This window comes from Bergeyella anatis, assembly GCF_036016955.1.
Taxonomy (GTDB): Bacteria; Bacteroidota; Bacteroidia; order Flavobacteriales; family Weeksellaceae; genus JAYWXI01.
Window position 1 is genome coordinate 1 of record NZ_JAYWXI010000014.1, and the last position, 11,044, is coordinate 11,044.

The window sequence follows — 11,044 nt, forward strand, 5'->3', positions numbered from 1 at the left end:
CTTATTTTTGAACTGACAAAATATTTTTTGAAAAAATTTAAACTTTTTTTCGTAAGCTTAATCTCAAAATCAATCCTATCAACCTACCCTTCTGCGCTTCCCGCGTCGATCACTCAAACACAGACCGCAAAGATAAAAAGTATTTTTAAATTGACAAAATATTTTTTCGTTTTTTTTAAACTCCAACTCTATCAATCCGTATCTCCTGCTCCCCTCATTTGGGACTGCAAAAATATAAATTCTTTGTCATTAACTCCAAATATTTTACATCCTTTTTTTATCCATCATATATAATCGACTGATATACAAAATGAAAAAATTGAACATAATCTAGATATATATCTACCTTATAATATGTAACAATTTTTAGATTATGTCTAAAACTAAGTATAGTTTATCAATGATTCTTTCAGTTCGCTTTTGATAATATCTACAAAAGATTTTGGTTGTAGTACTTTTACTCTTTTACCATATGATAAAATTTCTTGCCAAAAATCGTAGGTAGGAAATAGAAATACACTGACGATGGTTTCTGTATCCGTTTCCTTTTCCACTTTTTGAGAATGATGTATAGGTAGTTTTTTAACATAACTACCCTGTTGCTTATCAAAAGAAAGGATTATTTTCTCAGGAGGCATTCCGTTAGGCAACACAATACCGAAGGAGTCTTTATAAAGATTTTCTATGTCTATAATTTCAGGAACAAATGAGGAGGAGGATACTTCTAAATCGCTTATCCTATCTAAACCATATGCCGTAATTTCTTTGGAAGTTTTACCATCGTCATAGGCTTGACCTAAGACATACCAACGGTATCTAAATTCTTTAAGAGCGTAAGGTTTTATTTTTTTCAGTTTGGGAATTTCATCATTATTCCATAAGCTATAATGTTTAAAACTGATGATTTTGTGCTTGTTAATTGCATTTAGTAAATCTTCAAGATTTTCGGTAATACCTCTAGGTGTACGATTTTCGAAGAGCAAAATATCCGCATTCTTTTTTGAGGAGCGGTACGCATTTAACAATAACAACGATTCAAAATATTCTTCTGGTTCGTCATCAGAAATAATATAGACTTTTTTATTTTTATCATAGCTAATATTTATTCCTGACAATTTTTCAATTAGTTTTTTATCTCTGAGGAAAGTACGATTGGTAAAACTTAGTTCTAAATCTTCATTAACAAAGCGCTCGGATAAGTATTCAAAAATTTCTTGGTAAGAAGCTCCTCTATCTTTTCGTCTTTTCAAAAATTCTTCTATATACTTTAGTCTAAATATTTGCTCAATTACCATAGTTATTTTTTTACAAAAATATACTTTTACTACGACAAAATACGGCATAGTGATATTTTAATAGTGTGACGGTCATCAATTGTCTTAACGGATATTTACCTTTGCTAAAAATTATATTATGGAAAACGAAATAAAGTTTCAGCCATTTGTTGGCAAATCTTATCATAAAAATCCTTTTAAAATTTTAGTTTTAGGAGAAAGCCACTATTTTGGTGATGAAGATTTAAAAGCATTTATTGAAGGGAATACTTCTAAAATCAATGGTGTAACCCAAGAGGTGGTACAGCGATTTATAACCTATAAAAACGGCAGCGGTTTGTTTGAAACTTGGATGAATACTTTTACTAAATTTTCTAATCTCTTATCTGGGAAGAAGCTTGATGGTTTGGAAACCGTGGAAGTGTGGCAAAATTTAGCGTTTTATAATTTCGTGCAGTTCCCTATGGGCGGTCCTCGTGAATCCCCAACCACAGAAGAGTTTATAAAAAGCGAGTCTGCTTTTAAAGAGGTATTAAAGAAACTACAACCTCATCTGATTATATTCTGGGGACACCGCTTATGGAATAATTTTCCTAAAAAGGCTTACTATAAAAAAGGTAATCTCCACTTATTATCTTATGAGTGCGATTACCCCATTTTTGTAGTGCCACACCCAAGTAGCCAACCTAAAAATACTAATGAAAAGTATGAGGAACTAAAGGCGTATATGAAAATGTTATAAGTTATTTTTCTCAACTTCTTGGATAATATCTTCAATATTTTTACCATTAAAGTTCCAATGTTGATATAAGTCTAATGCTCTTTCTGCTAAGCTATTAGTAGAATAGTCGGAACGATTGATAATTTGATACTCTTCTTTTAATTGTTTAGAGTCTGAAAAGTTAATATAGTTAGAACCTTTTTCCCACTGAACAGAGCCTTTTAGGCGATCTTTACGCCAACCCTTAGTGGCATCTCGGTAGATTTGGTATTGCCTGTTTTGGTAAAACTCCACAAAGAAGGTAAATAAAATATCTTGGTTAGGCTCTCTATCTAAAGGACCTATTTTTAAATAAACATTAGACTCTTTTATTCTACATTCTATATATAGCCCTGTTTTTTGTAATCAATCTTTGTAATACTATTATCGTCATTGTTAAATATAGTGTTTTTAAAATGCTCCAAAAATGACTGTTTAAAGTCTTTTTGAATTAAATAAGGAATTACTTTTTCTTCAAGAAGATTTAGCTTACTCCTAATCTGTGGTTTTATTTCTCCACCTAAACCAATATCTTTTGCAAGTTCATTGATTATGTTGAAAATCTTCTGCTGGATTAGTTTTGTAACCTCCGCATCTCTGCTATTGGTTTTATCTGGTTTTGCGTGTTCTGCAATATCTATCAGATTACTGAGTATAATATCCACCGTTTCAGGCTTCGTATACAGCACAACATCTCGTGAAACTAATTTAATGAGTTCATTGAGTTCCTCCAGCTCTACCGTTCCATCGTCCCATATTTCCCAAAGTTTATTGATAAATGTGTTAAATCTTTGGGATTTTTCCTCAAAAACTTTTACATTTCTTTCTTTATGCTCTTCGGCTTGGGTTTGCCCAATAAGTAAAAATATGTTATTAAAGCGGTTATTACACCACCAAATAACACCCCTATCGTTTGGGTGGGTAGCTCTTCTAACTTTACAAGTTTGGTAACAATAAAAGTACAAAAAATACTATAACATTGATAATTATGGCGGAAGTAATGTTGTTTTTGGAGCTCATAGTTTAAAGTATTAAGTCTTTCCTACAAGAAATACCCTCCTTTATAGGAAAGACTATAAATTTAAAGATTTTCTTTAAGTAATTTCATTTCAGATATTTGTAAGTCTACTATTTTATTTTTATCTTTTAAAGATTCTATTTCTACTTTTAATTGATTAACATTCTGTTCCCAATCAGATTTTTCATTTTTGAAAGTTTCCAATTGTTTTATCAATTCTGTAAGTATATTCGATTTTGCAATATTTTCAAACTGGTTTATACAGTTTTTTTTCTGTTTTGATAAATTAACTTCTATTGGTTCTAACGAGATAGAAATAAAGTATTTTGTAACTGCATCTCTATATTCATCTTTTAGCATAAGATAATCAATTGCTACTGGAACAATAGTGAGTCCAAATAAAAAATCTCCAACATCTTTTAAAAGATTAGTTTCATTTTTTTCTTGTTCATCATAATTCTCTTCATTTTCTTCTTCACTCCCTACTAATGAAATTTGTATTTGCCTAACTTTTGTCTCGAAATTGGCAATTAAATCTTCACTATCTTCAATATATTTTGTTAAAATTTCTGCGACATCATTTGATATTTCATTTGCTTTATTACAAATAAGATTTTCAAATTTTCTTCCTTCTTTTTTAAGTAGCCTATAAAATTTGTCTTCAAAGTCACCGATAGCAACATTTACATTTCTCTCTACATTTCCTCTTGTTGAAATATCAATTTGGTTTAAAATTTTATTTCTTTCATCCTTTATAAAGTCGTCTAAAGATTCAATAACTTTTTCTGAAGTTTTATCATAATCATAAGATAAGTCTTCCGTCAAATTATTAATCTTTCTCTCTATTTTTCTTTTTACTTTCGTAAAAGTATCTATTTTTCCTTCTATTTCATCATCGGGTTGTTCAGATATTTTTAGTAATTCTGTTCGTTCTATAAGTTCACTTGCTATTTTGCTTTTGATATTTTCTCCTGCTTGCAGTATCATATTGATGGGCTTTCGGAACAATATCTCATCCTTAGATTGCTCTATCATAGATTTGATAGCCTCTTCTAAGTTCGTAACAAGACTTTTCTCAAACATTTCCTTTTGAGTAGAAATTTCAAAGTCATCACAAATATTTTTCCAATGAAAACTTAGACTTTCATCAGTTCTAATTCTTTCTAATGGCATTTTAGACATCAGAGCCATATTAGCTGAAAAAGGAATCGGTTTAGCATTCTCCAACAATTCTGTTATCACAGGGTCTTGGTATTCTCTACAAGCCTTCTGAATCTCTGTTTCCACATTTCCTACAATTTCTTCTACTGTTTCTCCATTGGAGTAGCATAAGTCATACTTATTTACTCCTATTAGAATTTTACCCACACCCACTCTTCTTACTTTTTCGAAAACAATATCTCTATCAGTAGCATCAAAAGCTCTTCCTGCATAGAGTAGCATCAAAACAACATCCGCTCTTTTCAAGAATTCTTGTGTTCGCTCTTCTCGGGATACTACTGGGTCATTAAATCCCGGGGTATCTACTACCTCAACACCTTTCAACCATTCTTTAGGATAGAAAATAGTTACAGATTTGGTAATAGCAATATATTTTCCATCTGCTCCTACATACTCAATAAGGTTTTCAAATTTATCTTCTTGGATTTTTCCTAATAAATCAGCCACACTACTTCCTAATTTTGAAGCTTTTTCTACCAACTCTTTAGCTGCTTTAATTTTAGATTCGGTTGCTTTATCCCCCTCTGCTTCGCTAACCTCTCTCTCTGCTTGCATTCTCAGTTCTTCCCATTCTTTTGGACTATAAAACTCAGCTCTAATACTTTTGCTTTCTCCATAAGTTATTACTGATAAAGCAGCCGTCATTGGTGTAGTAGCTGCAGGTAAGACCTCTTCTTCAAATAAAAAAGAGTTGAGAAAAGTTGATTTTCCACATTTCATCTGTCCAATAACCCCTATAGTAAGCGTATCCTCATCTATCTTTTTTATGATATCTTGATAGGACTTTTCACCAATCCAATTTCTCTCTCTAGCAGCCATTACAAATGATTTCATCTGCCCTCGCTTATTTTGTATTTTTTGAAATAAATTTTGTTCCATATCTTATAAATCTTTAAATTTTGAATCCCACTTTTTTAAAAGTTTTTCGAAGCTATCTTTTGTACCACGAAGTTCATTATATATTTTTCGAGACGATTGCAAATCCATTTCTGAACTAGTAATTTGCTGAGTAGTTTCTATAACTTTTGCACTTACTTTTTTTATAGATTCCTTTATATAATTTATTTTTCTCACATTATTCTTAAACGATTTATATTCATTTTGGTTCATCTTAAAAAATTCATCACCTAAACCAAAAAACTCTTTTTTGGACTGTGGTATCTTAATAATTTCATCACAATAATCAGAAACCTCTTCATATAGGTTTTCCATTTCGACAGTTTTAGGCTCAATAACTCTCCCTAATTTACGAAATTTATTACTCTTTTGTATAAGGTTTTTCTCAGCCTGCTCAGTCCAAGCTTTTAATTCATCAAAAATGGATTTTAGACGAATATTAGAATTATCTTTCTTGGGAATACTCTGAATAGCACTCATCAATTTATCAATAGACTCTTTATGTGAAAAACGAATGTAACCATTTACTGCAATCCCCACCTTTTCCATTGTTGTTTTAATATGTTTTTCAAGATCATCTAATTCTCTTGGAGACTTAGTATCAGCCTTATTCATAATAATAAATAGAGGCATCCCTTGCAAGTTCTCTTGAATTGTATTTAGTGAAGTTTGATTAATCTCTCCAGCATTAGCATCAAACACCCAGAACAATATATCAGCTTCATGAATTATTTCGGAGGTTCTCTTAGCATCTTCAGGGTCATTAGAACTAAAACCCGGAGTATCAAGAATACTAATTTCTTTCAGATTTTCGTTATTATATTTCATTACAAAATACTGAATGAGAGAAGATACATTAATCTCTGATAAAATATCCTTTTTAACCATTTCAAAGGTTTTTGTCTCAATCTTTTTAAGCCTCCCACTTGGGTCTGTAAACTGAGAACGAAAGTCCACCCCATAACTTATATAAGTAGCGATAGCTGTTGTAGCCTTAGAACTAACAGGTAGTTTAGGTACATTATCGTTGTCTTGTGAAAGGATTCTGTTGACAATAGAGGTCTTTCCTGCGGAGAATTCTCCAACAAAAGCAATCACTTTTTTTCCTTCTATCCAATTCTTTTTTTGTGAATTAGACCATTGCCAAATATTTTCTTTATAGAATTGTTCTTTCTCTTTATCTATCAAATTATGTTTTTTAAGAGTATCCATTAGATTTCCTTCCACAAAATCATGAATAGCATCAATTTTTCTATGAACATCTTTTATATCTTTCTCATCATCAATTTGAGCATTCAAAATATCATTTACGAAAGTTATACTTTCATTTTTACTAAATAAATCCGCATTCGCCTCTTTAAGCTTAAACGTGACTGTTTTTAAATCTTCTGAAATTTCACTAAGCTTTTTCTCTTTTTCATTTAAAGATTCTTTTAATTCATCACTAGATTCTTTTTCCCTTCTCCACCTTTTTTTATAGTCCTCCATTTCGTCCTCTGCATCCTCTAACTCCTCACGAGTGCTTTTTAACTCTTTATTAATTTTTTCTAATCGCTCTTCCAAATCTTGATTAAAAGAATTCAAATCTTTAGATTTTAAAGACTCGTTTAACTGAAGGCTATCTTTAAGTTGTTCCTCTAGTTTTTTTATTTTCTCTTTGAACTGTGAAATTTCTTTTTCTCTATCAATACTTTTAGTATTTGGATTATCTACATCATCTTTCTTATGAATTATATTTGATTGCTTTTTGAAAACTAGCAAGTAAATTATAGCCCCAATTAGTAGGGCTATAACTACCATACAAATAATAACTACCTGCTGACTTTCCATTAATTTTTTCTTTTTAGTTCTTCATATTCGTATTCCAACTTCTCAAATGCTTTTTTCTTATCATCATAGAACTGTTTTAGTTCCTCCAATTCTTTTTTGAGCATATCGTTCTCACTCTTATAACTTCCTATTTTTCTTTTTAAAGATTGTATTTCGTCATCTCTATCCTCTACATCATTTTCATTTTCATAAACTTTTTTTCGCATTCTTATAAAGTTTTGCTCTTGCTCTTCTAATTGCTCTTTTAGCGTTTTTATCCTATCTTTTTGCTCCTTATTTTCACTGATAGTTCTTTCTAAACTGTGACGAAGATCTTCTATTTTTTGAGCATCACTATTTCCGCTTAGCTTATCTTTTGCAAGATAACCTCCCGCAGCTCCTATCGTAGCTCCTGCTATAAATTCTAACATTTTGACTTTGATTTTAATATATTAACAAATCCTTTTAACTCTTCTACTTTCTTTTTATATGCTTCTTTTTCTGTTTTCTTAACTTCCTCCATTTCTTTTAGTGCTTGAGTCATACTTGAAGTAGCTTGCTCAGCTTCCTCCTGTAATAGACTCTCTATGGAACGGGTTATTCCTAAGCAAATATCTGACATTTTCATCTTGTATTCAGGAAGCAGTGTGCTATCTATATAACTACTAATAGCCCTTCTTCTTTGGGGTTTCCCCCAAGCTTTATCAGTAGCCCAATGAACAGCATTTCCGATAAATCCTCTATTTTGATTAGGAACAAATTTTCGACTCATTTGTTGATCAAATTGTTCTATAGTATTAACTCCTGCATTAAGGTAACCTTGTACTTTTTGTGCTTTTTCTACTCCCTTAGCTAGCTTTTGCATTCTACTTAATGTTTTTGCATTTGAAGCCATACTTGCAATATCGGTAGCTGTATCTGCCATATTGATTGTTGTATTTGCTAATTGAGCTGTTCCTACTGCTATCGTTCCCGTTCCTGCTGCTCCTGCTACCATTGTACTAGCAGCTCCTGCAGTAGCAATAGCAGCTCCAACAATTAAAACCCCTTTAGTTATATTTCCTATTAATTTGTCATTTTTATGCCCCAGCTCAGATAAATTCATATTATAAGTAAAATCATCAAAAGCAACAGAAGACAAATCTAAATTTTCTAAGGTTTGTAGAGGAACAGCTTCAATCCGTGATTGTCTTTCTCTTGCCATATCTAAAAGTGTGTTACGAACATCCTTTTTGTAATTTTCTAAGGTATGAGCAGCAGCAACATTAACTGCATTATAAACTTCTATATCACAATCAGCACCTTGATTTTTTATGATGCCATCCAGCCTGTCCATAATTTGGTTGCTAAATATTCTAATGTAATCATCTGCTTTATCTTCTATCCGTAGCCTAGCATCTTTAATGAGGCGAGCAATATTTGATTTAATTTTTTCTAGTTGGTAATTCTGCTCATTTATTTGCTCGTCTAAAGAAGATTTGGAAGAGGTGTTTTTTAGTAGCTCATTTATGTACTCTATAAGATGTAAAGATATTCTGTCTGTTCTATCTTCTAAGGCTTTTGTTACAATTGTGTTTTTTGAAATTTGTATTTTCTTAAACAAATCAAACAATTCAGTCAAATCATCTTTTTCTGCGGAAACACAAACAATATGGTCTAATGCTAGTTTAATATTTTCTGCGATATACTTTTTAACATCCTCAATCTCTTTTTTGGTTTTTGTATCACACTTGGTAATTATCAAGTAAATAGGTTTTTGGGAAAGTTTAGTAGACTCTACAAACTCTAATAAAGAACGGGTAATTTGTTGATTTACGTCAATAGCTAAAAAGATAGCATCCGAGAAAGGTAAATATGAAGTTAATGCTAACTTATGTCTAGGGTCATTTGATGACAATCCTGGGGTATCTACCAAAACCGTTGACGAAGGAACTTTTTTTGAAGTATCATAAACACGTACTAAATTAACATCTATTAAATGGTCATTTTTTAATTCCTCTAAATTTTCTGTTGAAGTTTCTTGATTCCCTCCTCCCACTATTTCAGCTCTAGCAATATCGCTACCAAAACGGATTTCAAATATTGTTGCGGTAGTTGGTTTAGAGGCTGTTTCTAATTTTTTAGAATCTGTAAGAGCGTTTATTAAAGATGTTTTACCTGAGCTAAACTCCCCTACTATAGGAATGATAATCTCTTTGTTTGGCTGTTCCAATCTCTCTTTAATAAGATGTAGATCTACAACCAAATCCTCTCTTTTCAAAAATTGAGCTATCTCAATCAATTTATTAATGTCTTCCATTTTAAAAAAATTACTATGTTCAATAGAAGAGATATACAACTTCTATTCTAGATACTTAAAGCAATTTAATTTTACTAATATCACTATTTTAATTAAACCCTATTTTACCTCCACAATTTCAAAGTTAACAGAAATACTGAGCCCACTGAGTGCTGTACCAGCACCATATTTAGCATTAAATGCTTCTATTACCTCTTTTTGATTGGGTTTTCTAGATGTATTACGAATGACGATTTCTACACTCATTCCCTTTGCAATTTTGTTAACATCACGCTTTGCGGTAACATTCCATAAATGTGTTGACATAATTATTTTATTTTAAAAGTTAGTTTATTTATTCTTTTACAATTTCACAATTTCCAAAAACTCTTTAGGTATAGTTCCGTTTAGAGTGTTTTTACCATACTTTGCATTCAGTGCATTTCTGATATCTTCCTGCATTGGGATTTGGCTATTATTTTGGAAGAGCAACTCTATCCACATACCCGAGGCTACGGTCCCGTACTTTTTCTTTACTGTAACACGCCATAATACTGCCATAATCTTATTTTTTGTTGATTTTACTAAAAACAAAAAGGACACAGCACTTGCTTTTGTCCATATTATTCGGTTGGGTTCTGGTAAACCTGAGATGAAAATAGGAAAAAACAGCCTGCGTCCCTATAAAAGGGAGCAACCATGCCTTTGCCCATTATACTTCATCTCTTTGTTTAAATGTACCAGATTTAACCGAATGAAATAATGGTAAGCACCTTATGCTCTATATGTCGTTTTAATTATTATCTTTTCATAATTATATTATGTTTGCACAAAGATAATATTTATTATCAAACAGACCTATATACGCAGGCTAAAATCCTATATGTCTGCAATATTACTACTTTGTATCGTCAAAATAGGTCGTTCTTGTTTTTTATTTTAACGTTCAAAAAAAGCCCGTTGACCACCTCACCGAGCTTAAAGAATTTCTCTATTTATTATTTTAAAATTTTACTTTCTTGTAGCTTTAGTATATACATAATAAGCTAGCACCAAGCCTATAGTATCTGCTAAAAGGTCTAGCCACTCAGCAGAACGCCCAAGTGCCATAACTTGCTGAAAAATTTCTGTAAGAATAGCGTAAGCAACAAGGATAAAATAGTAGGCATATACACTAGCCTTGGGATACGCCCAACGAAATAGAAAGCCTAACACAAAAAACATACTAAAATGAACTACTTTATCTATCCCTTGAAACAAGAACCAATAGTCCTTGTGTTCTCCTACAGGTTTGAGAAGGACATAAGTAAGTAATGCCCAATAAATGGGCATTACTATTTTTATAATATGGTGATATTTTTTAACCAATGACTTCTTGATATTGTTCAGAAGATAATAATTCTGATTGGTCTACGCCTTCTGCAATTTCTAGTTTTATAATCCAACCTTTTCCGTAAGGGTCTGTGTTTACCAATTCTGGCTCATCTTCTAACGCTTCGTTGAACTCCACTACTTTTCCTGCTAATGGTAAGTAAAGGTCTGAAACAGTTTTAACCGCTTCTACGCTACCGAAGACCTCACCTGAATTCAAAGTTTCATCTACAGTATCTACATCTACGAAAACAATATCCCCTAGCTCAGACTGTGCAAAATCTGTAATGCCGACTGTAGCTATGTTACCTTCAATTTTTACCCATTCGTGGTCTTTAGTGTACTTTAGTTCTGCTGGTGTATTCATTTTTTATTTGTTATTTATCTTTCCAAATTTAATCCAAATATCCGTATGC

General features: G+C 31.7%; 12 protein-coding genes. 1 reads left to right on the forward strand and 11 read right to left on the reverse strand.

Features of this window, described 5'->3' with window-relative positions:
- Positions 1 to 383 precede the first annotated feature (383 nt).
- The gene (locus tag VQ048_RS09845) at positions 384 to 1,295 is read right to left on the reverse strand and encodes a WYL domain-containing protein (RefSeq protein ID WP_327611528.1); all 912 of its coding nucleotides are present in this window, start codon (positions 1,293 to 1,295) and stop codon (positions 384 to 386) included.
- Between the two features lie 118 nt (positions 1,296 to 1,413).
- Between VQ048_RS09845 and VQ048_RS09850 the strand changes: the two genes are divergently transcribed.
- The gene (locus VQ048_RS09850) at positions 1,414 to 2,016 is read left to right on the forward strand and encodes a uracil-DNA glycosylase family protein (protein WP_327611529.1); all 603 of its coding nucleotides are present in this window, start codon (positions 1,414 to 1,416) and stop codon (positions 2,014 to 2,016) included.
- On the opposite strand, the gene VQ048_RS09855 is transcribed toward VQ048_RS09850, so the two are convergent.
- The 10 genes from VQ048_RS09855 to gcvH all read right to left on the reverse strand — a co-directional run bounded on the left by VQ048_RS09855 (position 2,011) and on the right by gcvH (position 10,995).
- Entirely contained in the window at positions 2,011 to 2,289 is a 279-nt protein-coding gene (locus VQ048_RS09855) for a hypothetical protein (RefSeq protein WP_327611530.1), read from the reverse strand. The two genes, VQ048_RS09850 and VQ048_RS09855, sit on opposite strands and share 6 nt — an antisense overlap.
- Before the next feature lie 86 nt (positions 2,290 to 2,375).
- On the reverse strand, positions 2,376 to 2,999 hold the full coding sequence (locus VQ048_RS09860) for a hypothetical protein (RefSeq protein ID WP_327611531.1): 624 nt from the start codon (positions 2,997 to 2,999) through the stop codon (positions 2,376 to 2,378).
- 116 nt (positions 3,000 to 3,115) lie between these two features.
- On the reverse strand, positions 3,116 to 5,152 hold the full coding sequence (locus tag VQ048_RS09865; RefSeq protein WP_327611532.1) for a dynamin family protein: 2,037 nt from the start codon (positions 5,150 to 5,152) through the stop codon (positions 3,116 to 3,118).
- 3 nt (positions 5,153 to 5,155) lie between these two features.
- Positions 5,156 to 7,000: a dynamin family protein gene (locus VQ048_RS09870; RefSeq protein ID WP_327611533.1), complete on the reverse strand. Its 1,845-nt coding sequence runs from the start codon at positions 6,998 to 7,000 to the stop codon at positions 5,156 to 5,158.
- Positions 7,000 to 7,410 carry a hypothetical protein gene (locus tag VQ048_RS09875; protein WP_154469192.1) on the reverse strand — a complete coding sequence of 137 codons (411 nt, stop codon included), beginning with the start codon at positions 7,408 to 7,410 and terminating at the stop codon, positions 7,000 to 7,002. The genes VQ048_RS09870 and VQ048_RS09875 overlap by 1 nt, the downstream gene beginning before the upstream one ends.
- Positions 7,404 to 9,278 carry a dynamin family protein gene (locus tag VQ048_RS09880; RefSeq protein WP_154469191.1) on the reverse strand — a complete coding sequence of 625 codons (1,875 nt, stop codon included), beginning with the start codon at positions 9,276 to 9,278 and terminating at the stop codon, positions 7,404 to 7,406. Before VQ048_RS09880 ends, VQ048_RS09875 begins: the two co-directional genes overlap by 7 nt.
- A gap of 99 nt (positions 9,279 to 9,377) precedes the next feature.
- Positions 9,378 to 9,584, reverse strand: coding sequence for a DUF6140 family protein (locus VQ048_RS09885; RefSeq protein ID WP_052911672.1), 207 nt, complete (start codon positions 9,582 to 9,584; stop codon positions 9,378 to 9,380).
- Positions 9,585 to 9,620: 36 nt separating this feature from the next.
- Complete coding sequence (locus VQ048_RS09890; protein WP_004916839.1) at positions 9,621 to 9,818, reverse strand: hypothetical protein; 198 nt, start codon at positions 9,816 to 9,818, stop codon at positions 9,621 to 9,623.
- A 450-nt stretch (positions 9,819 to 10,268) separates the two neighbouring features.
- On the reverse strand, positions 10,269 to 10,589 hold the full coding sequence (locus VQ048_RS09895; protein ID WP_260644950.1) for a VanZ family protein: 321 nt from the start codon (positions 10,587 to 10,589) through the stop codon (positions 10,269 to 10,271).
- Between the two features lie 28 nt (positions 10,590 to 10,617).
- Complete coding sequence (gene gcvH, locus VQ048_RS09900; RefSeq protein ID WP_004916832.1) at positions 10,618 to 10,995, reverse strand: glycine cleavage system protein GcvH; 378 nt, start codon at positions 10,993 to 10,995, stop codon at positions 10,618 to 10,620.
- Positions 10,996 to 11,044 lie beyond the last annotated feature (49 nt).

What these genes read in the sequence shown, in the direction of transcription:
- VQ048_RS09845 (WP_327611528.1), bottom strand. Translation starts at nt 1,295, where the DNA reads ATGGTAATTGAGCAAATATTTAGACTAAAGTATATAGAAGAATTTTTG.
- VQ048_RS09850 (WP_327611529.1), top strand. Translation starts at nt 1,414, where the DNA reads ATGGAAAACGAAATAAAGTTTCAGCCATTTGTTGGCAAATCTTATCAT.
- VQ048_RS09865 (WP_327611532.1), bottom strand. Translation starts at nt 5,152, where the DNA reads ATGGAACAAAATTTATTTCAAAAAATACAAAATAAGCGAGGGCAGATG.
- VQ048_RS09870 (WP_327611533.1), bottom strand. Translation starts at nt 7,000, where the DNA reads ATGGAAAGTCAGCAGGTAGTTATTATTTGTATGGTAGTTATAGCCCTA.
- VQ048_RS09875 (WP_154469192.1), bottom strand. Translation starts at nt 7,410, where the DNA reads ATGTTAGAATTTATAGCAGGAGCTACGATAGGAGCTGCGGGAGGTTAT.
- VQ048_RS09880 (WP_154469191.1), bottom strand. Translation starts at nt 9,278, where the DNA reads ATGGAAGACATTAATAAATTGATTGAGATAGCTCAATTTTTGAAAAGA.
- VQ048_RS09885 (WP_052911672.1), bottom strand. Translation starts at nt 9,584, where the DNA reads ATGTCAACACATTTATGGAATGTTACCGCAAAGCGTGATGTTAACAAA.
- VQ048_RS09890 (WP_004916839.1), bottom strand. Translation starts at nt 9,818, where the DNA reads ATGGCAGTATTATGGCGTGTTACAGTAAAGAAAAAGTACGGGACCGTA.
- VQ048_RS09895 (WP_260644950.1), bottom strand. Translation starts at nt 10,589, where the DNA reads ATGCCCATTTATTGGGCATTACTTACTTATGTCCTTCTCAAACCTGTA.
- gcvH (WP_004916832.1), bottom strand. Translation starts at nt 10,995, where the DNA reads ATGAATACACCAGCAGAACTAAAGTACACTAAAGACCACGAATGGGTA.